We start from the raw sequence: 25,358 nt of genomic DNA, 5'->3' as shown, positions 1-25,358 counted from the left end.
GCCGCCCCGCACCTCGATCAGCCGGCGGGACGCCTGCCGGCGGGGCCGGGCGGGAGGGGTGCTCCCGCCCGACCCGGTGGAGCGGGGGCCTCAGTGCCTGACGAGCTCGTCGATGATCCGGGTCATGGTGGCCCGGTACCCGGCCACGGAGAAGCGCTCGGCGGCCTCGCGCGCACCCTGCGCGGCGAGCCGGGCCGCCAGGTCCGGGTCGGCCGCCAGGGATCCCAGGGCGTCTGCCAGGGCCTGCGCGTCGTCGGCGGGAACGAGCAGGCCGGTGGCCGAATCGGTGACGACCTCGGCCAGGCCCTGGACCCGGGAGGCCACCAGCGGCCGGGCCGCGTGCATCGCCTCGACCGCCGTGTTCCCGAAGGGCTCGGCCCGGGAGGGCACGACGACGGCGTCGGCAGCCTCCAGCACCGGCCAGGTGGGGTGCACGTAACCCAGCAGCTCGACGTGCCCCTCCAGGTCCGGCCGACCGGCGCGCTCACGCAGCTCGGCCTCGTACCACTCGTAGCCCGGGAAGACCGAGCCGCACACGCTTAAGGAGGCATCCACCCCCGAGCGGCGCAGCAGCCCGACGGCGTCGAGAGCCACGTCCACACCCTTGCGCGGGGACAGTCGCCCCACCATGGCGATCCGGAAGGAGTCCCCGGGCCGCCTGGAGCGCAGGGGCTCCAGAGGCCGGTCGGGTCCGGCGACCCCGTTGTGGACCACCTCCGTGCGTGAGGCCAGTCGCGGCTGGGCGTCCAGGAGCGCGTCGCGGGCCGCCCCGGAGTTCGCCACGATCCGGGAGGCCGCCAGCAGCGGGGCGTTGAGCCCGGCGCGGATGATCCGGCGCTGGGTGTCCTCGGCCTCGTGCACGTGGGCCAGCACCGGCACGCCGGCCGCGCTCGCGGCCACTGGCCACCAGGGGATCGTCACCGTGTTGCTGAGAACCACGTCGGCGCGGCTGGCACGGATGACCGACCGCAGGCGGGCGACCTCGGGGGCGGCCTGAGCGGAGAGCCTCGCCAGGCCGGAGGGGCTGAGCAGGGCCTTGCGCAGGACCGTGAAGGGCATGACGGCCACGCGGGCACCGGCGTCGCGCAGCACCGCCACCAGGGGGCCGTCCTGGGGCAGGGCCACGAGGACCTCGTGGCCGGTCTCTATGAGTCCGTGAATGGTCTCCACCAGCTGCCAGTCCGAGCCGTACAGGTCGGGGGAGGGGTGGGCCACGAGGACTCGGGCGGCACCGGTGCGGGCGCCGGCCGCCCCGCCCCGGCTCACCAGCCCGCCTTCCCGGTGCGGCGTCCGGAGGGACGACGGCGGACCGGGCCCTCGAGCGCGAGGCGCCGAGCCAGGGCCTCGTAGCCGGAGGCCACCTCGTCCCAGTCGTAGAGGGCCGCACGCTTGCGGGACTCCTCGCCACGTGCGCTCTGGGCCTCGACGTCGGACTCGGCCGAGATGACCAGGGCGGCCACCTCGTCGGGCGTGGTCCAGTAGCGGCCGGCCTCGCCCAGGACCTCCCGGTTGAAGGAGACGTCGAAGGCGTCCACCGCGGCCCCGGCACCGATGGCGCGCAGCAGGGAGGGGTTCGTACCGCCCACGGAGTGGCCGTGGAAGTAGACCAGGGCGCCGGAGTAGAGGGCGTCGAGCAAATCCTGGTCCCACAGGCCGCCGAGCAGGCGGACCCGGCCGTCGGCCAGGGACTCGATGCGGGCGGTGTAGTCGTCGGCGTAGGGGGCCGAGCCGACGACGACCAGGGGCAGCGTGGCCCCGGAGCGCACGTAGCCCTCCACAATGACGTCGACGTGGTTCTCCACCTCGAAGCGGGCCACCACCAGGTGGAAGCCCTTGGGGCTCAGGTCCAGCTCGGCCAGGCGCGAGGTGTCGGCGCTGATGCGGGGCGCCCCGTAGGCGAGAAGGTCGGTGGGGGCGTTGAACTCCTCGGTGTAGTAGTCGGCGATGCCCTGGGCGTCGGCGATGAGTGCGTCGGAGTAGCGCACGGCCAGGGCCTCGGCGGCGCGGTAGTAGCGCTTGCCGGTGGGACCCCACTTTCCGCGACGCCACTCCAGGCCGTCGACGTGCGTGGCCACCGGAATGCGTGCGGCGCGCAGGGCCGGCAGGAAGGGGGAGTTGGCGGCGTTGAAGACGAAGGCCGCGTCCGGGTGGGTGCGGCGCAGCAGGTGGGCCACTGACAGGGCCGTGTGCGACAGGGTCTCCAGGCTGCGGTTCTTCACCGAGGGCAGCTCAACCAGTCGCATCCCCAGGTAGGTGTTGGGCAGCGGGGTGCTCGGCTCGGGGTTGCGGCAGTAGACGAGGACCTGGTGACCGCGGTCGGCCAGGCGCCGGCCGACCTCTTCGATGGCGGTCTCGAAACCTCCGTAGCGGGCGGGGACGCCTCGCGTCCCGATCATGGCGATACGGAGCCTGTCCGGGTTCACAGCAGTCAACGGAGTCCTTTCGAAGGGCGGCGGGGCCGCTCAGGGATGGGAACCAAAGGTCCTCTTCGATGCGACTGCCAGTCACGGTGACGGCGGAGGATCATCGACGAGGCGGATGGGGAGGCGGTGATGGTGGTGGTGATGATGGTGGTGATGATGGCGATGAGGCAACGGGCGAGGAGGCGGGGCTTGGGCTCTTGCCCTTGAGATCGCAGGTTCCCGCGGAGCGCCTACGAGCTCGTGGTACCGCGCCAGCCCGGTACACCCGGTCAGCAGTCTAGGGGCAGGCGACCGCGGGCATGCGCCGAAGGGGGTGTCACGTGAATACCTCCGGTGCGCTGGAGCGTGGGTTCGGGGTGCCGCACTGGTGATGCGCCAGAACTATGGTGGAGGGATCGCGTTCGACTGGTCCACACCACCTGGGCATGCGCTGAGCATTCCAGCCAAGAATCGGGTGTGGAACTGTGCGGCGGTTAATGAGAGTCTATCTGTGAGAAAAGTGGGTGGGGCGCACCCTGTCGCGTGAGAAGTGATTGATTGCACAACAGGAGCTGGAACAAAGGCCCCTGGAGTCGTTATCAAAGCGTTATCGCTGTAATACTCTCGTGACCGGCGCCGGTCTTGCTGAGGCAGGGCCGTCCCGTCATACCGCGCCACTTACCCACGTTCCCTCACGTCTTAAGAACGGAGCACTCGTGCATCCTTTCCGTGCTGCCTCCAGTGTGGGGGCGGTCCTGACCGCCCTCCCCCTCGCCCTCGGTGCGCTCGTCGCCCCTACTGTTGCGCCCCCGGCCGCCGCCGCCCCGGGGCAGGTCGCTCTCGCGTCCCCGCAGCCTCTGCCCACTGCTCAGATGGACGGCATCGTTCTGGACCAGGCGGTGGTGGGCAATACCGTCTACGTCGTCGGAGAGTTCAAGAACGCCCGCCCGGCAGGGGCGGCCGCCGGCGAGAACGAGTCTCCTCGTTACAACGCCATGGCCTTCGACATCACGACCGGTGCGCTGCTGGACTGGGCCCCCAAGGTCAATGGCAAGATCAACGCGGTCGAGGCGTCGGCAGACGGCTCCACCATCTACCTCGGCGGCAACTTCACCTCCGTCAACGATGAGACCGTCTACCGGGTGGCGGCGGTGGACGCCGCAGGCAAGCGCAAGCCGCTGGGTGCCTCGGCCAACGGCGCGGTGATGGATCTGGAGCTCTCTCCCGACGGCTCCACCCTGTACCTGGGTGGTTCCTTCACCCAGATCAACTCCTCCGCGAGGCAGCGCGCCGGTGCTGTGGATCTCAAGACGAACAAGGTCAACAGCTTCGCCCCTCAGGTCGACGACTCCCTGGTTCGTTCCATCACGGTGGCCGCTGATAACTCCGCTGTGGCGATCGGCGGCTCCTTCACCTCGGTGGACGGATCGTCCGACGCCTATGGAATCGCCGTTCTGGAGAAGAGCGGTTCTCTGCGGCACACCAACATCTCCAGCGTCATCCGCAACGCGGGCACGAACTCCGGCATCATGAGCGTCAAGTCGGACTCCCGAGGCCTTTACGGCACTGCATACTCCCAGGAGGGGGCTTTCGAGGGGATGTTCCGCGCCAGCTGGACCACCGGGGACATCGACCTCATGGCCGACTGCCACGGCGACACCTATGACGTGCTGCCCACTAATGACGTCATCTACATCGCCAGCCATACTCACGACTGCAGCAACATCGGTGGCTTCTCCGACGGGGAGGAGAGCGGCAAGTATCACCATGCCGTCGGCTTCTCCAGCACAGCCACCGGAACTGTGCAGCGCAACAAGGTCTGGGGCTACACCGACTTCGAGGGGCAGCCTGCGCCCACTCAGTACAACGGCTTCCTGCCGGGGTTCCAGATCGGTGAGTACAGCGGTCTGAGCCAGGCCGTGTGGACCGTCGAGGGCAACAGTCAGTACATCGTCTACGGCGGTGAGTTCCTCGCGGTCAACGGCACCAAGCAGCAGGGGCTCGTGCGCTTCGCCGCTAGTGGGGGCGACGCCAACGCCGCTGCGCCCGGTGACGAGGGTGGCAACGACAATGGCGACAACGGCAAGGACAACGGCGACAACGGCAAGGACAACAAGAACAAGGATAAGAAGGACAAGAAGAACAAGAAGAAGAACAAGAAGAAGCAGGACGACTGGGACAACCAGGACGACTGGGACAACCAGGATGGCTGGGACAACCAGGATGGCTGGGGCCAGGGCGGCTGGGGCCAGGATGGCTGGGGCCGGGGCGGCTGGGACAACCAGGACGATGAGTGGTGATGATGGCCATGAGAACCGTTCGGTCTGCGGACCTGCACGGCGTATCTCCTGAATCCTCCGGTTCTATCGTCAGGGGTGGTGTGCTTCCCGACTCAGTGGTCGCTGAGGGCGGTGCGGCGCGCGACGGAGGTCGTACGCTTCGGCACGTGTCACGAACTCGAATGCTGATCCTCCCCGCTGTCCTGGTGCTGGGTCTGGGGCTGGCCGCCTGCGGAGGCGGAAAGTCTCAGAGCACTGCCAGTCCCTCCGCCTCTGCTGCAGCCTCTGCCAGTGGCTCGGCCTCCGCTCAGGCCGTCCCCTCGAACGTCGCCACCCCGACGGTCCAGACTGCGAAGCCGACGGCGGCGCCTGCGTCGCCCTCGGAGGATGTCTCCACTCCGGACGCCTCCTCGCTCGACCCCAAGGCCGTCGAGACCGGTGATCTGTCGAAGGATGAGTACCCCGAGGTGGGCCTGGACAAGTCCGTCCGCGTTGACGGGGACCTGGTGATCTCCCTGGGGCAGATGCAGGCGAAGGACTTCGCCAGCGGGCCCGGCGAGATCGGGGGTGCTGGAATCCTGGTTCCGGTGACGGTGACGAACAAGTCCGGTCAGGACCTGCCGCTGGCCAGCGTGCTGTCCACCACCGTCAACTACGGTGAGGGTGCTGGCACGCCCGCCAGCGAGATCGTCTCGGCCTCGGACGCGGTTCCTGCCACGCTCGCGGCCGGTCAGACGGTGACTGTTAATCGAGCCTTCGTCATTCCGGCGGAGGGGCGAGGAAACATCAAGGTCGTCGTGGACCTGGGGGCGGGCCGTGGGGCTGCCACCTTCCGGGGGTCTGCCGGCTGATCCGGGGTGAGCCTTCCAGGGCTTGACTCCTCTTCGACGGGTCTGTTCAAGGCGCCGTCCGGTACTCATGAAAGTGAGTGTCGGACGGCGCCTTGACGTGCAGGAGGGGCCGCTCGGGCGGCTCGGCTCGGGCGTCTGCGTCGTTGCTTCGCTGTGACATGAGACGAGCCGGCGCCGAAGGCAACCTGAGTCCCGTCTATATAGAAGGTGGTTCCAATGGCGGCTGCTTATGGGTGCCCCGCAGTCCTTGAAACGCTTGGGGTGTGGCGGGATTCGAACGAAGGGTCAGTGCCTGGCGGATTTGTTCTGCTCTGTGGTGTGCGCCAAAACGGGGGTGCGCAAGTTGTCGACGGTGTACGATGAGCGCGCCCGTCGACCCGTGCCGGGCGCGGAATACCAGCCATTCGTAAGGTTGCGTGTCCGTGATCTGAGTATGTTCTGAATGGAATACCTGTGAAGCTCCCCCGCCGACTCCTGAGCGGCCTGCTGGCCGCGGCTCTCGTTCCCCTCGGTGTCGTCACGCTCGCCCCGGCCTCCCCAGCCGCTGCGGACCCGGCCCCTGCCCCAGCCGGCGCCGCCGGTACTCCCAGCACCGTCTCCGCCGATGCCCTGCCCACCGCCCAGATCAATGGCATTGTCTGGGACCAGGTCGTGGTCGGCGACATCGTCTACGCCGTCGGGAAGTTCTCCGCGGTCAGGCCGGCAGGCTCGCCGGCCGGCCAGAACGAGTCCCTGCGCGGCAACGCGATGGCCTACAACATCAACACCGGTGAGATCCTCAACTGGGCGCCCACCACCAATGGCACCATCAACTCCATTGCCGCCTCCGCTGACGGCCAGACCCTCTACCTGGGAGGGGAGTTCACCACGCTGAACAACCAGACCGCCTGGCGCGTCGGCGCGGTCAGGGCCTCCGACGGTCAGCGCGCCCCGCTGGGCGCCGCGGCCAACGGCAGTGTCAAGGCCCTGAGCGTCTCCCCCGACGGACAGACCCTCTACATCGGTGGCGCCTTCACCCAGATCAACTCCTCGGCCCGTCAGCGCGTCGCGGCGCTCAACCTGGGCAGCCAGCAGCTGACGAACTTCGCTCCGAAGATCGACAACTACTACGTGCGCAGCATCGTCGAGGCCGTGGACGGTTCGGCCGTGGCCATCGGCGGCGCCTTCGAGTCCGTCGGTGGCAGCGACAAGCCCGGGCACGGCATCGCCATCTTCGAGAAGGACGGCAGCCTGCGCAAGAACAACGCCTCCAGCGTGGTTCGCGGTGCCGGCGCCGAGGCCTCCGTCATGAGCGTCAAGGCCGATGAGCACGGCCTGTACGCGGCGAGCTACTCCCGACTGGGCACCTTCGAGGGCGTCATGCGCCTGAACTGGGTCACCGGCGACATCGACTACATGGCCGACTGCCACGGCGACTCCTATGACGTCCTGCCCGCCGGCGACGTCGTCTACGCCGCCAGCCACTCCCACGACTGCTCCAACATCGGTGGCTTCCCGGACGTCTCGTACCACTACCACAACGCGGTGGCCTATACGAACGCCGCCACCGGAACGGTGGAGGACAACCACGGCGCGGGCTACAAGAACTACGCCGGCCAGAACGCCACCACGAACCTCAACTTCTACCCCGACTTCACGCCGGGCAAGATCTCCGGCGCCATCCAGGCGACCTGGACCGTTGAGGGCAACGACAAGTACGTCGTCTACGGCGGCGAGTTCCTGGCCGTCAATGGCACCGCCCAGCAGGGACTGGTGCGCTTCGCCCGCCGCGACATCGCCCCGAACAAGCAGGGGCCCATGGACAAGGGCGGTGCCTTCAAGGTCTCCGGCAGCTCGCCGCGCGCCGGGGTCGTCTCCCTGTCCTTCAAGGCCAACTGGGACCGGGACGACAAGACCCTGACCTACAACGTCTACCGTGACGCCATGAACGGTCAGCCGGTCACCAGTCAGACCGCGACCGCCGGCTTCTGGGAGCGCCCCGATCTGAGCGCCACCGACGTCGTCGAGCCCGGAAGCACGCACCGCTACCGGGTCCAGGTGACCGACCAGTGGGGGGCCTCCACGGTCTCGGACTGGGTGACGGTCAAGGCCGCTGAGGGCCAGGGCCTGAGCAAGTACGGCGCCCGTGTCCTGGCCGACGGCGCCGCCCACTACTGGTCCTTCGACGAGACCAGCGGCGACAAGGCCGAGGACTTCGTGGCCCAGCGCAACCTGACGATTCGCGGCAAGGCCTACAAGCGCGGAGCCGGGTCCGTCCTGGGCTCAGGCGCCTCGCTCGGCCTGACCTCGGACAGCGCCAACAAGTCGCACGCCGCGACGCGCGTCGCCTCCCAGGCCCCCACCGCCTTCTCCATGGAGGCCTGGGTCCGCACGACCTCGACCTCGGGCGGCGAGATCATGGGCTACGGCTCCTCCGCGGCCAACCAGTCGTGGAGCCGTGACCGCATGGTGTACATGCGCAATGACGGCACGCTCAGCTTCATGCTCTACCCGGGCAAGCTGACCACCATCACCACTCCCAAGAGCTACAACGACGGGCAGTGGCACCACATCGTGGCCTCCCTGAGCCCGACCGCCGGCGCCATGCTCTACGTGGATGGCAACCTCGCCGCCTTCGACGGCGCCATGACTGCGGGGCAGAGCTACTCCGGTTACTGGCGTATCGGCGGGGACGCCCTCAGTGGTGTCAACGGCCAGCCCTCCAACACCAACATCCAGGCCGACATCGACGAGGCCGCCGTCTACAGCACCCCGCTGTCGGCGCGCCAGATCGGCGAGCACTACACCGCCGCCACCGGCAAGCAGGTCGAGCCGGACAAGGGCGACGACAAGGGTAAGGACAACGGCAAGGACAACGCCGGCAAGGACAACGCCGGCAAGGACAAGGGCAAGCAGCCCGAGGGCAAGGCCCTGCTGGACGACTCCTTCGAGCGCAGTGTGAACGGCGGCTGGGGCAAGGCCCAGGCCGGCGGTGAGTGGAAGACCACCTGGAACGCCGCGGCATTCTCCGTCGACGGCACCAGTGGCCGGATCGCCATGGCCGGTCCGCGCTCCTCGGCCTCCATCATCTCCGACCCGGTCAAGTCGACCTCCACCGACGCCGTCGTGGACTTCTCCCTGGACGCGGTGCCCACTGGAAACGGAGCCTTCATCTCCTACGCCGCCCGCACCACCAAGGCCGGCCAGTACCAGGCCACGGTCCGCATCGGCAGCACCGGTAACCCGGTGGTCACGGTCTCGCGCGTGGTCAAGGGCAAGGAGACCTCCCTGGGCTCCTACGTGATGAAGCAGCCCTACACGGCCGGTCAGCCGCTCCACCTGCGCATGGTGGTTGACGGCGCGGAGTCGACCAACATCCAGACCAAGCTCTGGGCCGGAGACGCCGAGCCCGCCGAGTGGGGGATCGAGGCCGTCGACAACGACAAGACCCTCAACGAGGCCGGAACCGTCGGGCTGACCACCTACATGTCCGGCTCGGCCGGGCCGGAGACCGTCACCCTGTCGGTCGACAAGGTCACCATCAAGCGGCACTGACGCCGTCGAGCGCAGCGCGCATACGGGGCGGGCCGGGAAGAGTTGATCTTCCCGGCCCGCCCCGTTCTGCTCGCGTGCCGTGAGTGGTTGCTAGCCGGACTCGATACCGCTCGCGTCATACCCAAAATTGGTAGGTTTAGGGCATGTCAGTGAACACCTCCGTCAGCCTCGATGACCACTTCGCCGGATTCATCGCGAGCCAAGTCGGGTCCGGACGGTACCGGTCAGCGAGCGAGGTCATCCGCGCCGGCCTGCGCCTCCTGGAGGACCAGGAGACAGAGATGTCGGCGCTGCGCGAGGCACTCGCATCCGGTGAGGCGAGCGGACAGGCGGAGCCCTTCGACTTCGACGCCTTCATCGCCGCCAAGACGGCAAGGACGTCGTGAGCACCTACCGTCTGACCCCGGCTGCGCGCCGCGATCTGTCACGTATCTGGGACTACAGCGAAGAGCGCTGGGGGCTGCAGCAGGCCGAGGTCTATCTGCGTGATCTTCAGACGTGTCTGGAAAGACTCGCAGACGATCCTCGTCGAGGGCATCCCAGAGACGAGGTACGTCCCGGCTACCGAAGCCGCGCCGTCGGAAGCCATGTCGTCTTCTACGTCATCAGTGATGGTGGCGTTGACGTGATCCGTGTGCTCCACCAACGCATGGACCCCGACAGGCACGTGTAGCCCTGTCGGTCAGACGGTCACTCCCCGACATGTCACACGCAGGCAACACGGGGCGTCCCTAGGATCATCCTTGTAGTGAGAACCCACTAGGAGGAACCATGCTCAGGGTAGCGATCAACGGATACGGCAACCTCGGCCGCGGTGTCGAGCAGGCCATCACCAAGAACGCGGACATGGAGGTCGCCGTCGTCTTCACCCGGCGTGACCCGGCCACCGTCACCACCCAGGGGGCGCCCGTCGCCCACGTCGACGACATGGCCGCCTGGGCCGACAAGGTCGATGTCTGCCTGAACTGCGGAGGCTCGGCCACCGACCTGATCGAGCAGACCCCGGCCGCCGCCACCCTGTTCAACACGGTCGACTCCTTCGACACCCACGCCCGCATCCCCGAGCACTTCGCCGCCGTCGACGCCGCCGCCAAGGCCTCGGGCCATGTCGCCCTGATCTCCGCCGGCTGGGACCCGGGACTGTTCTCCATGCTGCGGGTCCTGGGCGAGGCCGTCCTGCCCGACGGCGCCACCACCACCTTCTGGGGGCCCGGTGTCTCCCAGGGGCACTCCGATGCCCTGCGCCGCATCGAGGGCGTCCTTGACGCCAAGCAGTACACCCGCCCGGTGGAGGCCACCGTCGCCGCCGTCAAGGCCGGCGACGACGTCGAGCTGACCACCCGTTCCATGCACACGCGAGACTGCTACGTGGTGGCCGAGGAGGGTGCCGACCGGGCCCGCATCGAGCGGGAGATCGTGGAGATGCCCAACTACTTCGCCGACTACGACACCACTGTCACCTTCATCACCGCCGAGGAGCTGGCCGCCGAGCACGCCGGGATCCCGCACGGCGGCTCCGTCATCCGCCGCGGGCACACCTCCGCGGGCGTGGCCGAGACCGTGAGCTTCGAGCTCCAGCTCGACTCCAACCCGGAGTTCACCGGCTCGGTCCTGGTCGCCACGGCGCGCGCGGTGGCCAGGCTGGCCGCCCGCGGTGAGACCGGTGCGCGCACCGTCTTCGACGTGACGCTCGCCGACCTGTCCCCGACGAGCCCTGAGGAACTGCGCGCCCACTACCTGTGAGGCGGGCGGACAGCCCGAGGCGTTCCGCCGTCGGCACCGCGCCGGCGGCGGGACGCCTCGGCTCCGGCTGAGTCAGTCGCGGATGAGGGGGACGTCGACGTCGGGCAGCTCGCCGCGGCGGGCGGCACGTAGGAGCCTCATCCCGTCACGGGTGGCCTGCGCCGCCGTGATGAGCGGGCGGCGAGTACTCAGGAGCTGGCGCCTGCCGCCGCGCAGGACGATCTCGCGGGCGGCCCGGCCCGCCGTGGCCACCCACCGGCGCTGCGTGGCCCGATCCAGGTGCAGCCCCGCGTACAGCAGCCGGTTGCGCACGTTGTAGTAGTAGTAGATGTCCGACTTGGCGCGGTCGGACTGGTCGTCCTCGGAATGGGTACCGCCCTCATCGTGGACGGCCACGGCGTCGCGCACCAGGGCCAGGCTGCCCCCGGCCGCCAGCACCCGGGCCGAGAAGTCCACGTCCTCCCAGTACAGGAAGTAGCGCGCGTCCAGGCCGCCGGCGGCCTCGAACAGGTCCGCCGACAGCGCCAGGCAGGCCCCCGAGAGCCACGGCTGGGTGCCGCCGGGGGGAATCGGGCGCGGTGAGCGGCGTGAGCGCATCGAGCCGTCGGCCAGGCACACGACGATCCCGTCGGAGACGATGCGGCCACTGGAGTCCTTGAGCACCGGCGCTACCAGGGCGAGCCGGTCCGCGTGCGCCCTGGCCGCCAGGCGGATGAGGTCGGCCCGGGCGATGACGGCGTCGGGATTGAGCAGGACCAGCAGGTCGGCGCCGAGCTCGCGCGCCCGGGCCGCCCCCAGGTTCATGCCGCCGCCGAAGCCGGTGTTCGTCTCCGGCAGGACCGCCTCCCAGCCTCGCGAGGAGGCCAGCGCCACCAGCTCCTCGCGGGCGGCGGGCGTGGAGTAGTTGTCGACGACGATGATGCGGGCCTCGGGGGAGTCCTCGGCCACGCGCGCCAGCGTGCGCTCCAGCAGCGCCGCCGAGTCGTAGCTGACGACGATGACCGCCGTGCGCGAGAGCAGCTCGCCGCCGGAGAGAGCCTCGGAGGCCTCGGTGATCTCAACGGCCTGGGCGGGGGCGCCGGTGGCGGGGCCGGTCGGATCGGCGGCCTCGGGGGTCTCGGCGCCCTGGGCGGGGACAGGGGTGGAGGTCATCGGAGCAGGAGCCTTCCGGGTGCGGGGCGACGTCGTGGCTCGGGTGCTCCCACCGTGGGGCGCACCCGCTTCGTGATAGTACCGTTAGACCCTGATATCAGGCCGCGATCCGCCGGCAGGCGGGAGGAAGGACGGGGCTGGACGTGCACCTGACCATCGCGATGCTCACCTACCGCCGCAACGACTACCTCGCGCAGGTGATCCCCGAGCTGCTGGCGCAGGCCGACGACGTCTGTGACGCGCAGACGACGGCAAGCGTGCTCATTGTGGACAACGACCCGCAGGCCGGGGCGAGGGCCGTTGTCGAGGCCGCCCGGGCGGCGCTGGCCGGCGAGCAGTCGGAGGCGGCCGAGCCGTCCGAGTCGGCTGACTCGGACGCGGTGGCGACGTCGCGGCTGGTCTACGTTCACGAGCCCGAGCCGGGCATCGTGGCCGGCCGCAACCGGGCCCTGAGCCAGGCCCACGGCTCTGACGCCCTCGTCTTCATCGACGACGACGAGATCCCCTCACCAGGCTGGCTCAAGGCCCTCGTGAGCACCTGGCGCGCCCAGGGCTGCGCCGCCGTCACCGGCCCCACCCCACCGACCTTCGAGGTTGCCCCCTCGGCGTGGGTCACCGCCTCAGGCGCCTTCGACTCCTGGGAGGCCGCCGACGGCGCCCAGGTCCGCAGTGCCGACACCGGCAACCTGCTCCTGGACCTGGCCGTCGTCGAAAACCTGGGGCTGCGTTTCGACCCGCGCTACGGGCTCACCGGTGGCGAGGACTCCCTGTTCACCCGCCAGCTCACCCGCGCCGGCGGCGTCATCCGCTTCGCGGCCGGGGCGGTCGTCACCAAGCGCGTGCCCGCGGCCCGCGCCCGGCGCACCTGGGTGCTGGAGCGCTCCCTGCGTTCGGGCTCGTCCTGGGCCCGGGTGCGCATCGACACGGCCGGGCCCGCCGACGGCGGTGCCTCCGGCAGGCTCGCGCGCCTCAGGCTGCGCCTGGGCTACGGCGCCAAGGGACTGGCCAAGGCCGGAATCGACGGGGCGCGCGCCGGCGTGGCCCGTATCCGCGGTGACGTGCCCGCCCAGGCTCGCTACGAGGTCTCCTCGCGCGGGGGACTGGGCATGGTCGTGGGCGCTCTGGGCGTCCACGTGCGCGAGTACGGACGCCCCCGGCGCCGGAGGAGCACAGCACGCCCCGGCAGGAGGAACGCATGAACCGGCTGACGATCGCCATCCCCACCTTTCGCCGTCCCCAGGATCTCAAGCGGGCCGTCCGTGGGGTCCTGGAGCAGGCTGGGGAGCTGGTCGGCGGCTCGAGCGTCGAGGCCCGGGAACCCGAGGGCGATGCCGCGGGGGCGCCGGACATGGACGGGGGAGCCGGGAGGGGCGTGAGCGACGTCGAGGTCCTCGTCATCGACAACGACGCCCAGGGCACCGGGCGCGAGGCCGCCCTCGCCGCAGCGGCCGACGCCGGGGTACCGGTGCGTTCCTCAGCGGAGGCGCCGGAGGAGCCCGGGGGCGTAGGCCTGCGCTACGTCGTCGAGGAGAGGCCCGGTGTGGCGGCGGTGCGCAACCGTGCCCTGGATGAGACCGGTGGGCGCGACCTGCTCGTCTTCATCGACGACGACGAGGAGCCCGAGCCCGGCTGGCTCGCCGCCCTCGTGGGACTGTGGGCCTCGACCGGCTGCCAGGCAGTGGCCGGGCCCGTCATTCCCGTCTACGAGGTCGAGCCCGAGGCGTGGGTGCGTCAGGGCGAGTTCTTCGTACGCAGAACCTGGCCCACCGGCACGGTCCGCCCAGTGGCCGCCTCCAACTGCCTGCTGCTGGACCTGGGGTTCGTGCGCCGGGCCGGGCTGCGCTTCGATGAGGCCTTCGGCGCCACCGGGGGAGAGGACACGCTCCTCACTCGCCGGCTGAGCGCCGCCGGCGGCGTCATCCGCTGGTGCGATGAGGCCCGCGTGCGCGACCACGTGCCGGCCTCGCGCCTCACCCGCCCCTGGATTCTGCGGCGACAGCGCTCCCACGCCGCCACCTCGGTGCGCGTGGAGCTGGCCCTGGCCGGTGGCGGGGCTCAGCCGGCCATCCGGGCCCGGGCCGCGGCCGGTGGCCTGGTGCGCATCGTCGTCGGCGGCCTGCGAACCGCCGGTGGAACCCTTATCAGAAGTCCTCAGCATGCGGCCAAGGGGGCTCGGCTGCTGGCCCGGGGCTGCGGCATCCTGGCGGCCAGCGTCGGAGGCGGCGTCCACCGCGAGTACGACCACTGAAGGCCGGGGCCCGAGCTCAGCGCGGTGCTGGCTGAAGGGCCCACATCGGGCAGCACCAAAGGCTCGACCGTCGTTTCCCGGACGATCCGCTCCAGCCATCCTTCGAGCACCAACTCCTGGGCGACCTCGGCCGGGATGTGCACGGTGGGCGTCAGGCGGAATATGGCTCCAGTCTGTTCAACACGCCGGGCATCGGACTTAATCGTCTTTGATGCTTGCTGTGGTTGAGGAAAAGGTCAAGGCAGATACCAACGCCGCCAAGCCAATACCAACTCCGCCGAGCACAAAAACGAAAGGCGTTGAAGTAAGATCGGCGACCACGCCTCCCAGGGCCAGGCCCACCGTCGTGCCGAGGCTGCCAACCGTACCGATGACCGCATAGACCCTGCCGAGGAAGCGTCGATCGATCGTCAACTGTATCTGAGCTGACAGCGCGCCGCTCAACAGCACCAGCGGGAGACCTTGAACGAAGAAGGCCACCGCGGCGACCCAGAAACTGGGCCAGATTCCCGGAACAGCAAGAGTCAGTGCGTAGACTCCAAGAGCCAGGACGGTCACCCAACGAACGCTCACTGTGTCGGGGGTTACTAGCAATGCAAGTCCACCGACCAGTGCGCCGACGGACGTGATGGCTAACAGAAGGCCGTAGGTGTCGCCGCCACCTTCCAGCGCCTCTATGACGTAAACAACGAGAATAGACTCCGGCATCCAACCGAAGAGGTTCCAGATCCCGAAAACCGCCACAATGTTGCGAGCGAACGGATTTTGCCAAGTCACAACAAGACCGTCCCACAGTTCCTTCATGAAAGTGCGCGTGCGAGTCTCAATAGTTGCGGCCTTCGGTTGGCTGTTAACTTCCGCTACGCACTCGTCCTGTGCGTCCTCCTGCCTGCCCTCGTCGTGTTGTCCCTCGGCTGACGACTGGTCGGGCATCAATAAGTGCGAGCGCTGAAGGGAGTGTAGTGCGAGCGCAATGATGAGCAATACCCCTGCACTCAAAGTGAATGGCGTTGTCGCGGACCATCCTACCAATGTAGCGCCAATAAACGGCCCGATAGCACCATTGCCAAGCTCTTGCACCCATCGGATGGTGGCATTCGACTTCAGGTACTGGTTAGGTTCTGTGAGATCGGGGACGACCAGTACTGACGCTGCGTCATATAATTCTTCTAACATGCCGAAGAATAAGGCGAACGCACAAAGCAGCAGGATCGACCCGGCGCCAAGGTGGAGCGCCACGGCGAGCCCCACTAAAATGAGTGCACGGGCTAGGTTGACCAGGTACAGGGTGCGCAACTTGCTCCATCGATCGAGCATGACGCCGATCGGTATGGAGAGGAACGTCTTAGGTAACGTTGCTACCGTGGCAACTAGTGCGACCTCCAGCGCCGAGTCGGCATATGCGGTGGTCAGCACGGCGAAGGCAGCGACTCGGATCCCGTCGACGATGTTCGACCCCAGAGACACTGCGGCGAGCCGCACAATCGGCCCGCGTACTAAGGTTCGTGCGCTCATGAGACTAATTCCTTGCGTATTCAAACACCTGGTACTGCCCGTCCATCCATACAGCGATAGAATTTGGTAGGTCCGGCATGTTCCGGACCGACGCATCGGCATCCTTGAGGTGTCCTCCTTGGAACAATAAAGCCGTGCGGATGTGGGATCAATCCCGGGCGTCGATAGGCGAACTAGCGAATCTCCCGTGAAGGGGTGGCGACTACCTCGTCGTTCACTGTGCGCGGCATACATGTGCGCCACGGTGGCTGCGTCCACCGCGAGTACGACCACTGAGGGCTCGCGGTCGGGATCACGCCTGCTGGGCGGGCGCCACAGCGGAGTCAGTGGGCTCATCCCGCGGTGGGGCGGCCGGCTCGTCGTCGATGCCCAGCTGGGCGGCCTCGCGCAGGGGAGGTTGCAAGACGGCGGCCCCCAGCACGATCGGCAGGTAGGCGGGCAGCACCGTCCAGGGCCCCACGAACACGTTCTGCACCACGGTCAGAGCCGCGAAGAACAGCCAGGGCGTGGCCTTGAGACGCCCCAGGTCGCGCATCATCGCCGCCAGCGCCATTCCTGCAATGAGCAGCAGCAACAGGCCGCCCGGGATCGAGGCCGCCGCCCACATGTCCATGAGACCCGAGTGCAGCTCGATGCGGCCGCCGAACATGAAGTTCTCGACGTAACCGTTCTCCGGGTCGTAGCCCAGGGCGGCCATGCCTTGCTTGGCCACCCATAGATCCTCGAAACGGGGCTTGACGCCGGCGCCGTACCCCCAGGGCCGGTTCTGGAACAGCGCCCAGGAGGCCCCCAGCTCGGGGCGGGCGGACAGGAGCAGGCCCGCCGAGCTGGAGGACTGGGCAATAGTCCGGTTCTGGGCGTCCTCGCCCAGGGTCCCGGACTCCGAGGCCATGACCACCCCGACCATCGCCACGATCCCCACGACCGCCAGAACGAGGATCTGGGAGATCGCCAGGCGCCGGGGAGTGGGCACGTGCCATCGGGCCCAGGACGCCAGGGCCTGCCAGATGACCGTGCCCAGGATGATGGCCAGGAAGGCCAGGGTGGAGCGCGAGTCGGAGACGAGGAAGACGCCGCTGAGCACCAGCAGGGCCACGATCTGCACCAGCCGGCGCTGGTCGGCCACCAGGCTGAGGACCATGATCGTCACCGCCGCACCGATCCCGAACTTCCACGGGTTGGAGCTGGTCTGCAGCAGGGGCAGCGCGTCCAGGAACATGCCGAAACCGACCGCCAGGGCCGCGCGCCTCACGCCCAGCCGGCGGGCCCCCCACACGAAGACGGCCACCGCACAGGGCACCGCCAGCAGGCTCAAGGTGGTGACCCGGCGGGCCCAGGCCTCGACGACGAAGCTGCTCTCGGCCAGCAGGGACATGATGTAGGCCGTGCCCGACGCCAGGATGGACAGCACGAGCAGCAGCGAGAAGCGGTGCGCCTTGCGCACGGCCGTCCAGGTGATGGGGACCGAGGCGAGTGCGACACAGTCCCCGACGCTCAGGGCTGCCGCCAGCTCGCGGCGCACACCCACGCAGACCAGCAGGACGACGGCGATCGCCATCTCCAGCCGCCGCCATGTCGTCCCCGGTTCGCGGCTCGATTCAGGATCGGCGTCCGACGGCGTCCGCGAGTCCTGGTGGGAGGTGCCCTGCGACCATGTCTGGGCCACGGCCGGTCAGGCGTCTTCCCGAGAGCGACGACGCCCGATGATGAGCAGCGGGTCCTCGACCTTGTCCTGCGGGTTCTTCTGACTCAGGAAGTACAGCAGGATCGCCATGATGGCGCCGGCTGCCAACCCGATGGCGGTCCCGATCAGCGCGGTCGACATGGCCGACAGGCTCGAGGGGGCGGAGGGGGTCGTGGGGGAGTCGACCACCTTGAGGGTCGCGGTAGTGTTTCCCGCCTGCCCCGAGCTGGACAGGTCGCGGGCCACCGAGTCCAAGGCGGTCAACTCGGCCTCGGCGATCCTGTGGGCGCGCTCGGGATCCGTGCTGGTGGCTCGGATCTCCACCAGGGTGGTGCCGGTCTTGCTGGTCACCGAGACGGACTTGCGCAGCTCGTCCTGACTGATCCCCGTGTTCTTGGAGACCTCCGCGAAGGTGCTCTCCGAGGTCCCGATCTCCACCAGCGTCGGCATGATGGAGGTCAGGTAGTTGAAGGTGTTGGGGAGGTTGGCCTCACTGTTCTCCACACCCAGATTCGCATTGGCGGTGGAGGTGTACTGCGCCGGCGTCAACAGGCCGAAGACAGTGCCGATGATGGTGCCCAGCACAACGTGCATGACCACCAGGACTGCGTTCTTGCGCAGCGCGATGATGAGGGTTTCCGGGTCCATGGGTTCCGTTTCGGTGATTGCGGGAGCAACAGAATAGCGCGCCGTTTGGGGCGAGAGCCGGGCGCGGGAAGTGACTCACCTCCTTCCCGGGCACTTCTCAGAACTCGTTGGGTCGTTGGGGTTTGAGGATTGCTGGCACTCGCAGGGTGATCGACCGGTCGGGTAGTGACCAATGCGACGAGCCGCCGCCAGGCGCAGTGGGACCAACGACGATGCGGGGGCGAGTGACTCCTCGGCAGCGCTCAGGGGGCGTCGGGGGACTCGGTGGCGCTGTGGCGGTGGACGGCGCTCTCGGTGCGCGAGTCGGTTCCCTGCCCCAAGGCGTCCTCGGAGCCGTGTGAGTTGTCTGCGGGCCCGGAGTGGAGGGTGGGCTCGGCCTTCATGCCGCGCAGGCCGTTCCACGCGAGGTTGACCATGTGGGCGGCCACCTCCTCCTTGCTCATCGAGCGGTTCTCCAACCACCACTGAGCCGGCATGGCCACGATACCCACCAGCATCTGGGCGTACAACGGGGCCGTGCGCGGGTCGAGGTCGTGGGCGGCGAACTGCGAGGCGAGGATCCCGGAGACCTCGATGGCGACGTCGGCCAGCAGTGTGGAGTAGGTGCCGGCGGCGCGGTCCGAGCCGGCCGAGAGGATGCGGAAACCGTCGGGGGAGTCCTCGATATAGGTCAGCAGGGCCAGGGCGGCCCGCTCGGCGATCCGTGAGGCCGAGCCGGAGGCGTCAGGCCCTTCCGTTGCGCGCCGCCCGGCCTCCGGCGTCGTTGCGGCATCCGCGGCCGGGTCCGCGATCGCCGAGGAGATTGCGGCCGAGATCGTGGTGATCTCCCGGTCGACGACGACGGCGTACAGGCCCTCCTTGCCGCCGAAGTGCTCGTAGACCACCGGTTTGGACACCTGGGCGCGGGCCGCCACCTCCTCCACACTCGTGGCGTCGAAGCCGCGCTCGGCGAACAGCCCGCGGGCCACGGCGATGAGCTGCTCGCGCCGCTCGCTGGCGCTCATGCGGGTGCGCTTGGCCGCCATGGCCCTAGCCCCTCTTGCTGTGGTCCGCCGGCCGGGTGGGGCGACGGCGCTCGGACCACTGGGCGAAGCGCGCCGAGGCCAGGGCCCCGGTGCGGCGGGCCAGCCGGTGGCTGGGGGCCTCGATGTAGCGCTGGAACAACCAGGTCAGCGGCGCCGAGGCCAACGGCGCCAGGATGAGCACCCACCACGGCGAGATCGAGTGCGTCAGCAGCCGCAGCGAGACCACGACCGGCTCGTGCACCAGGTACAGGGAGAAGGACATGAGCCCCAGGTACTGCACGGTGCGCGAGCGCAGCAGGCCGCGCAGCGCCCCGGCCCGCACCACGAGGTGGACCAGGTAGGCGGCCGCCGCCAGGGTGACCGCGTTGGCCAGGCGCTGGGCCGTATGGCTCTCCATCCCCGGCCACCAGGCCAGGGTGATGAGCAGCAGGCACACCAGGGCCTGCGCCGTCGCCCAGGGCTGGGGGCGCTGCGGCACCGGGGCGGGGTTGTGCCCCCAGGCCCAGCCCATGACCGCGCCGACGGTGAAGACCGGCAGGTAGCTGCCCGAGCCGGGGCTGGCGGTGATGACGGGCACCGCCAGGGCCGCCACCACCGGCAGCCAGGAGATCCGCCAGCGGGCGCACAGGGCCACCCCGAGGATCATCAGGGGCAGCACGAAGGAGAAGATCGCCTCGGCGTGCAACGACCACAGGACGGTATTGCGGTAGGCGTGCTTGGGGATGAGCAGGTACTCCATGAGCATCTGGCGCGCCCCGAGCCCCACGGGGTGAGTGACGGTCATCCAGTGCCCCAGCGCCGGATCCTCCGAGCGCGGCACGAGCAGCATCGCGATGACCGCGAAGGTGGTGGAGGCCGCCGCCGGCAGCCACAGGCGCACGAAGCGCCTCGGGGCGTAGTCGACCCAGTCGAAGCGCCGCCCCTGGGCGTGGCGGCGGGCCGCCGGGTAGGTCAGGGCCACACCGGACAGGACGAAGAAGATGAGGACGGCCTCATGGCCCGCCCACAGCAGGTGGAGGGGACTCTGGGTGAGGATCCGGTTGAAGGTTCCGGTGGGGACGGTGCCGGGCCGCGCCCCGACCTCCGCCAGCGCGGGGACGGTCTCCAGGGCGTGGTGGATGAGCACGACGACGGCGGCCAGCCCGCGCAGCCCGTCGAGCTCGATGAGTCGCACCGCTGCCGGCTTGCCGGAGGAGGGAGGGGGAGCGGAGGGGGAACTGGACATGCCCCCATCCTGCCCTGTCCTCCCAGCCGACTGCGAAGTCCGAGGAGTGTGGCATACGCCCCGCGCAGGTGGGAGGCTCGGTGCCAGGTCCGGTCCTGGAGGCGACCGGGACGCAACCGGGCGCGACCGGGGCGCGCTGAGCGGCCGCGAAGGTGCCGAGTGCGACCGGGACATGAGAGACTGTCTCGGCGTCTCGCCCCTCGCCGTCGGGCCCGGGTCGGGATGTGTCCTTCCGCCCTGGTGTAGCGGCAGCACGCAGGCCTTTGGAGCCTTGAGGCCCGGGTTCGAATCCTGGGGGCGGAGCGGCGTAGCATGAGCGGCGTTGGGGTTCCCTCGCTCTCACGCCCGACGGCGGTCACCCGGTCGCCGGTGGGATACGCGCCAACCGTCCATCCGTACCTGATTTCAGAAACCGTTGGAGTCCGTCCCCGGCCTCCGCCCGGTCGCGGCCGGAGACGTCGGGAGCCCGGGCGCGAACCTGTGAGAAGAGGACACGTGACGTCAACCGCACCCGCCGCCGTCATCGTCATGGCCGCAGGCAAGGGAACTCGTATGCGATCGGTCACTCCCAAGGTCCTGCACCGGATCGGCGGTCGCAGCCTGGTGGACCACGCCGTCACCGCAGCCAGGGGGCTCGAGCCCCAGCACCTCGTCGTCGTTGTGTGCCACGAGCGCGACGCCGTCATCGCCCACCTCGCCGAGGTCGCCCCCGACGCCGTTCCGGCCGACCAGGACGAGGTACCCGGTACCGGGCGGGCCGTCGCCTGCGGGCTGGCCGCCCTGCCCGAGGACCTGGATGGGCCCGTCGTCGTCACCAGCGGGGACGTCCCGCTGCTGGACACCGCCACCCTGAAGGAGCTCCTGGCTCAGCACCATGAGCGCGGGGATGCCGTCACCCTGCTGACCACCGAGCTCGAGGACCCCACCGGCTACGGGCGAGTCGTGCGCGAGGCCGACGGCACCGTCTCGGCCGTCGTCGAGCAGCGCGACGCCAGCGAGGCCCAGCGCGCCATCCGCGAGATCAACGCCGGCGTCTACGTCTTCGACGCCGCCCACCTGCGCACCGCCCTGGCGACCCTGGGCACGGACAACGACCAGGGCGAGGTCTACCTCACCGACGTCGTCGCCCATGCCCACCGGGCCGGCCGGTCCACCAGCGCGCTGGTCGCCACCGACCACTGGCTCGTCGAGGGCTGCAACGACCGCGCCCAGCTCGCCGAGCTCGGCGCCGAGCTCAACCGCCGCGTCCTGGCCGGCTGGATGGCCCAGGGCGTCGGCGTCGTCGACCCGGCCTCCACCTGGGTGGACGTCACCGCCGAGCTCGCCCAGGACGTCACCCTCGAGCAGGGCGTCCTCGTGCGCGGAACCACCCGGATCGGCCAGGGCGCCCGCGTGGGCGCCTACGCGATCCTCACCGACGCCGTCATCCCGGCCGGCTGCGTCGTGGCCCCCTTCAGCCAGCTCGACGCCGACGCCGCCCAGGCCTGACGTATGAGCGCAGCGCAGCGTCGGCCCCGACCGGTCCAGCCGTCCGGGGCGTGCCGGCCGGGGCGATCACTGACCTTCACCTCCGTCTCCAACAGTCACATCGAGGGCCGCACCGGCCGTGAGAAGGGAACCACGTCATGACGGGCATCATTACCAAGGGTGAGAAACGGCTGGTCGTCGTCTCCGGACGCGCCCATCCCGAGCTCGCCCGGGACGTGGCCAGCGAGCTCGGCACCGAGGTGCTGTCCTCCACGGCCTACGACTTCGCCAACGGGGAGACCTACGTCCGCTTCAACGAGTCGGTGCGCGGCTGCGACGTGTTCGTCGTCCAGTCCCACGGCGACCGCGTCAACGACTGGCTCATGGAGCAGCTCATCATGGTTGACGCCCTCAAGCGCGCCTCCGCCAAGCGCATCACCGTGGTCGCCCCCTTCTTCCCCTACGCCCGTCAGGACAAGAAGCACCTGGGGCGCGAGCCCATCAGTGCCCGCCTCGTGGCCGACCTCTACAAGACCGCCGGCGCCGACCGCCTCATGAGCGTGGACCTGCACACCTCCCAGGAGCAGGGCTTCTTCGACGGCCCCTGGGACCACCTGTGGGCCCAGCCGGTGCTCGTGGACTATGTGCGCACCCGCGTCGACCCGGCCAACGCCGCCGTCGTCTCCCCCGACGCCGGCCGCATCCGAGTGGCCGAGCGCTGGGCCAACCAGCTCGGCGGCACCCCGCTGGCCTTCGTCCACAAGACCCGCGACGTCACCCGCCCCAACGAGTCGGTGGCCAACCGCGTCGTCGGCGACGTCGAGGGACGCTCCTGCGTCCTGGTCGATGACATGATCGACACCGGCGGCACCATCGCCAAGGCCGTCCAGGTGCTCCTGGACTCCGGGGCCAAGGACGTCATCGTCGCCGCGACCCACGGGGTGCTCTCCGGGCCGGCCGTGGACCGGCTCTCCACCTGCGGGGCCCGCGAGGTCATCGTCACCGACACCCTGCCGATCCCCGCCGGCAAGCGCTTCGAGCAGCTGACGGTCCTGCCGATCGCGCCGCTGCTGGCGCGCGCCATCAAGGCCGTGTTCGACGACGGCTCAGTGGCGGAGCTCTTCGACACCGTCGGCGTCGCCGGCGACTGAGACAGTCGGGTCCGCTCCTCGCAGGACCCCCATGAGCCACCGCGCGCCGGCTCCGGCCGCCGCGCTCCCGCCCTCGCCGAGCCCCTCACCGGGCCCGGCGAGGGCGTTTTTCATGGGGCGGGCTCCCCATGACGGCGAGTCGCGCTCGAAGCGTGCAGTAACCTTCAGGTAACGATTTCGTTGCAAACCGACCTTGCGGTCACGTAGCGTGGCGCCGTCATCGAATTGTGTTCCTTTCGTTGCCTCTTCGTGTTCCGTATGGTCGGATGCGCTCCCCGAACTAACAAGCGCTACCAGTTACATTAATCGTTATCGCAGACATTCATCCGGTGACTCATGTGGGCCTCATCCGTCCCGGTACCAGCGATGATCTGTGATCCGCTTGCGCGTTGCTCGCCATATGTACCGGAGGTTCCTGTGCGTCGTCTCTCCACCATCCCCCGTCTTGCCATCATCGTCTCCCTCCTGCCGCTCCTGCTCGCCTCGATGGTTGTCCTGACCCCCGCCGCCCCGGTGGCCTCGGCTCAGGAGACCGAGGCCGATGCCGACGGAGACGACCCGGGCGACGGCTCCGGCGACGTCGGTGACAACGAGGCCGCCGCTGCCGCTGGTACTGACCCCTCCGGCCAGTCCTCCCGGGAGCCCACCTACACGGCCGCGCCCCTGCCCACGGTGCAGATCGACGGCGTCGCCTGGGGGCAGCTCGTCGTCGGCGACGTGGTCTACGTCGTCGGCAACTTCAACAATGCCCGCCCGGCCGGAGCCCGTGCCGGACAGCAAGAGGTCCCGCGCTCCAACATCCTGGCCTACGACCTCAACACCGGGAAGCTCATCGAGGACTTCGCCCCCACCCTCAACGGCGCGGGACGAAGCCTGGCGGTCTCGCAGGACGGCAAGACCCTTTATGTCGCCGGGGAGTTCGACAAGGTCAACAACGAGTGGCACAGCCGTCTGGCCGCCTTCGACATCTCCCACGGGCACGGCACCCTCATCTCCTCCTTCAAGCCCGTGTTCAGCACCACCGTCAAGGACATCGCGGTGGCCGGCGACACCCTCTACGTCGGGGGCTACTTCACCAAGGTGAACAACCAGCAGCGGACCCGCCTGGCCGCCCTCAAGGCCTCCACCGGTGAGCTCCTGGACTGGACCGCCTCCGCCGAGGGCCCCAACGCCCAGGTCTACGCGATCGAGGTCTCCCCGGACCATTCCAAGGTCGTCATCGGTGGCTCCTTCTCCACGGTCAACGGCTCGAGCAAGCCCGGATACGGGATGGCGCTTCTGAGCGCCTCCACCGGTGAGGTGCTGCCCATGCCGGTCAACGACACCGTGCGCACAGCCGGTGAGAAGGCCGCCATCTTCGACATCGCCGTCGACGAGGACGGTTTCTACGGCACTGCCTACTCCGCCGTCGGGCGCCTCGACGAGGCCAACCTCGAAGGGAGCTTCAAGGCCGACTGGAACGGCAACCTCGTCTGGCTCGAGCCCTGCCACGGTGACACCTACGGGATCGCCCCCACCAAGGACACCGTCTACACGGTGGGGCACGCCCACTCCTGTGAGACCATCTACGGGTTCCCCAACATGCCCGAGGTGCGCAAGGACGGTCAGCACCCCCTGTACGTGCGGGCCATGGCCTTCACTAACAGCCCCGATATCACCATCCGCCACCAGGGGGTGGTCGACGGGTACCAGGACTGGTCGACCTCGGGTCTCAAGAGCCCCACGATCATCGGCTGGTACCCGGACCTGGAGGCGGGGAAGTTCACGAAGACGTCCCAGGCCGCCTTCAAGGTCGACGTCACCGACTCCTACATCCTCATGGTGGGCGAGTTCATCGAGGCCGACGGCAAGGTCCAGCAGGGGATCGTGCGCTACCCCAAGCGCGCGGGCCAGCCCACGCTGCCCCCCGAGGGCAAGGCCGAGACCCTGGCGGCCAAGGCGGAGGTGACGACCTCGAGCTCAGTGAGGGTGGGGTTCAACGCCACCTGGGACCGCGACGACCCGACCCTGACCTACAGCCTCTACCGGGATGACGAGACCACGCCGGTGGCCACCGAGAAGATCAGCGACACCCGCTGGGCCCTCAAGAGCCACAGCCTGGAGGACACCACCTGCTCGCCCGGCGATCACACCTACCGCCTGGTGGTCTCCGACCCCAGCGGCAACACCATCACCGCCCAGATCCCGAGCCTCACGGTCCCCAAGACGGCGCAGAACAACAAGGAGAAGGGCAAGAAGGCCAAGCCCGCCGCTGAGGCGAAGGACGCTGCCAACAACGCGGACCAGGACGGCAACCAGCAGGCTGCCGACGAGGACCAGGCCACCGATGAGGAGGAAGACAACTGAGCGCTCCGGCCAGGCGGGTCCTGGCCGGGAACCAGCCTGGTCCGGTGCAGACATGAAGGGCGGGTCCGATGCTTTGAGCATCGGACCC

19 protein-coding genes and 1 tRNA gene are annotated in these 25,358 nt (G+C 69.1%); 12 read left to right on the top strand and 8 right to left on the bottom strand.

Features of this window, described 5'->3' with window-relative positions:
- Positions 1 to 90: 90 nt before the first annotated feature.
- Together HMPREF3165_RS00790 and HMPREF3165_RS00785 are read right to left on the bottom strand one after the other, a co-directional pair.
- Complete coding sequence (locus HMPREF3165_RS00790; protein ID WP_070510077.1) at positions 91 to 1,266, bottom strand: glycosyltransferase family 4 protein; 1,176 nt, start codon at positions 1,264 to 1,266, stop codon at positions 91 to 93.
- Positions 1,263 to 2,396: a DUF1972 domain-containing protein gene (locus tag HMPREF3165_RS00785; RefSeq protein ID WP_070510148.1), complete on the bottom strand. Its 1,134-nt coding sequence runs from the start codon at positions 2,394 to 2,396 to the stop codon at positions 1,263 to 1,265. The genes HMPREF3165_RS00790 and HMPREF3165_RS00785 overlap by 4 nt, the downstream gene beginning before the upstream one ends.
- Positions 2,397 to 3,118: 722 nt before the next feature.
- On the opposite strand from HMPREF3165_RS00785, the gene HMPREF3165_RS00780 reads away from it, so the two are divergent.
- The 6 genes from HMPREF3165_RS00780 (at position 3,119) to HMPREF3165_RS00755 (ending at position 10,809) form a co-directional block, all read left to right on the top strand.
- Complete coding sequence (locus HMPREF3165_RS00780; protein WP_070510075.1) at positions 3,119 to 4,702, top strand: WD40 repeat domain-containing protein; 1,584 nt, start codon at positions 3,119 to 3,121, stop codon at positions 4,700 to 4,702.
- 146 nt (positions 4,703 to 4,848) lie between these two features.
- A complete protein-coding gene (locus HMPREF3165_RS00775; RefSeq protein WP_256274651.1) occupies positions 4,849 to 5,532 on the top strand; it encodes a hypothetical protein in 684 nt (227 codons plus the stop codon).
- A gap of 453 nt (positions 5,533 to 5,985) precedes the next feature.
- Entirely contained in the window at positions 5,986 to 9,066 is a 3,081-nt protein-coding gene (locus HMPREF3165_RS00770; protein WP_070510070.1) for a LamG domain-containing protein, read from the top strand.
- 143 nt (positions 9,067 to 9,209) lie between these two features.
- A complete protein-coding gene (locus tag HMPREF3165_RS00765) occupies positions 9,210 to 9,452 on the top strand; it encodes a type II toxin-antitoxin system ParD family antitoxin (protein WP_003787557.1) in 243 nt (80 codons plus the stop codon).
- The gene (locus HMPREF3165_RS12555; protein WP_003787556.1) at positions 9,449 to 9,739 is read left to right on the top strand and encodes a type II toxin-antitoxin system RelE/ParE family toxin; all 291 of its coding nucleotides are present in this window, start codon (positions 9,449 to 9,451) and stop codon (positions 9,737 to 9,739) included. Before HMPREF3165_RS00765 ends, HMPREF3165_RS12555 begins: the two co-directional genes overlap by 4 nt.
- 98 nt (positions 9,740 to 9,837) lie before the next feature.
- Complete coding sequence (locus HMPREF3165_RS00755) at positions 9,838 to 10,809, top strand: diaminopimelate dehydrogenase (protein WP_003787554.1); 972 nt, start codon at positions 9,838 to 9,840, stop codon at positions 10,807 to 10,809.
- Positions 10,810 to 10,881: 72 nt separating this feature from the next.
- On the opposite strand, the gene HMPREF3165_RS00750 is transcribed toward HMPREF3165_RS00755, so the two are convergent.
- Complete coding sequence (locus HMPREF3165_RS00750; protein ID WP_070510068.1) at positions 10,882 to 11,961, bottom strand: glycosyltransferase family 2 protein; 1,080 nt, start codon at positions 11,959 to 11,961, stop codon at positions 10,882 to 10,884.
- 143 nt (positions 11,962 to 12,104) lie between these two features.
- On the opposite strand from HMPREF3165_RS00750, the gene HMPREF3165_RS00745 reads away from it, so the two are divergent.
- Entirely contained in the window at positions 12,105 to 13,160 is a 1,056-nt protein-coding gene (locus tag HMPREF3165_RS00745) for a glycosyltransferase family 2 protein (RefSeq protein ID WP_020991819.1), read from the top strand.
- On the top strand, positions 13,157 to 14,209 hold the full coding sequence (locus tag HMPREF3165_RS00740; protein WP_070510065.1) for a glycosyltransferase family 2 protein: 1,053 nt from the start codon (positions 13,157 to 13,159) through the stop codon (positions 14,207 to 14,209). Before HMPREF3165_RS00745 ends, HMPREF3165_RS00740 begins: the two co-directional genes overlap by 4 nt.
- A gap of 198 nt (positions 14,210 to 14,407) precedes the next feature.
- Here the strand turns inward: HMPREF3165_RS00740 and HMPREF3165_RS00735 are convergent, their stop codons facing one another.
- The 5 genes from HMPREF3165_RS00735 to HMPREF3165_RS00715 all read right to left on the bottom strand — a co-directional run bounded on the left by HMPREF3165_RS00735 (position 14,408) and on the right by HMPREF3165_RS00715 (position 20,306).
- The gene (locus tag HMPREF3165_RS00735) at positions 14,408 to 15,724 is read right to left on the bottom strand and encodes an MFS transporter (RefSeq protein WP_232211316.1); all 1,317 of its coding nucleotides are present in this window, start codon (positions 15,722 to 15,724) and stop codon (positions 14,408 to 14,410) included.
- 292 nt (positions 15,725 to 16,016) lie between these two features.
- Entirely contained in the window at positions 16,017 to 17,282 is a 1,266-nt protein-coding gene (locus HMPREF3165_RS00730) for a hypothetical protein (protein ID WP_070510062.1), read from the bottom strand.
- Between the two features lie 114 nt (positions 17,283 to 17,396).
- The gene (locus HMPREF3165_RS00725) at positions 17,397 to 18,056 is read right to left on the bottom strand and encodes a YveK family protein (protein WP_070510060.1); all 660 of its coding nucleotides are present in this window, start codon (positions 18,054 to 18,056) and stop codon (positions 17,397 to 17,399) included.
- 242 nt (positions 18,057 to 18,298) lie between these two features.
- Entirely contained in the window at positions 18,299 to 19,081 is a 783-nt protein-coding gene (locus tag HMPREF3165_RS00720; protein WP_070510058.1) for a TetR/AcrR family transcriptional regulator, read from the bottom strand.
- A gap of 4 nt (positions 19,082 to 19,085) precedes the next feature.
- Positions 19,086 to 20,306: an acyltransferase family protein gene (locus HMPREF3165_RS00715; RefSeq protein ID WP_070510055.1), complete on the bottom strand. Its 1,221-nt coding sequence runs from the start codon at positions 20,304 to 20,306 to the stop codon at positions 19,086 to 19,088.
- 231 nt (positions 20,307 to 20,537) lie between these two features.
- Between HMPREF3165_RS00715 and HMPREF3165_RS00710 the strand changes: the two genes are divergently transcribed.
- The 4 genes from HMPREF3165_RS00710 to HMPREF3165_RS00695 all read left to right on the top strand — a co-directional run bounded on the left by HMPREF3165_RS00710 (position 20,538) and on the right by HMPREF3165_RS00695 (position 25,270).
- Positions 20,538 to 20,609 (top strand) — tRNA-Gln (locus HMPREF3165_RS00710).
- Positions 20,610 to 20,801: 192 nt separating this feature from the next.
- The gene (locus HMPREF3165_RS00705) at positions 20,802 to 21,794 is read left to right on the top strand and encodes a bifunctional UDP-N-acetylglucosamine diphosphorylase/glucosamine-1-phosphate N-acetyltransferase GlmU (RefSeq protein WP_070510052.1); all 993 of its coding nucleotides are present in this window, start codon (positions 20,802 to 20,804) and stop codon (positions 21,792 to 21,794) included.
- A gap of 137 nt (positions 21,795 to 21,931) precedes the next feature.
- Positions 21,932 to 22,924, top strand: a complete 993-nt coding sequence (locus tag HMPREF3165_RS00700) for a ribose-phosphate diphosphokinase (protein WP_003787536.1) — start codon at positions 21,932 to 21,934, stop codon at positions 22,922 to 22,924.
- A 417-nt stretch (positions 22,925 to 23,341) separates the two neighbouring features.
- On the top strand, positions 23,342 to 25,270 hold the full coding sequence (locus HMPREF3165_RS00695; RefSeq protein WP_070510050.1) for a lactonase family protein: 1,929 nt from the start codon (positions 23,342 to 23,344) through the stop codon (positions 25,268 to 25,270).
- Positions 25,271 to 25,358: the final 88 nt, after the last annotated feature.

Source organism: Actinomyces sp. HMSC08A09, from assembly GCF_001807465.1.
In the GTDB taxonomy this organism is placed as follows: Bacteria; Actinomycetota; Actinomycetes; order Actinomycetales; family Actinomycetaceae; genus Actinomyces; species Actinomyces oris.
Note: the sequence above shows the minus strand (reverse complement) of the source record. Positions and strands in the feature narration are given on the sequence as shown.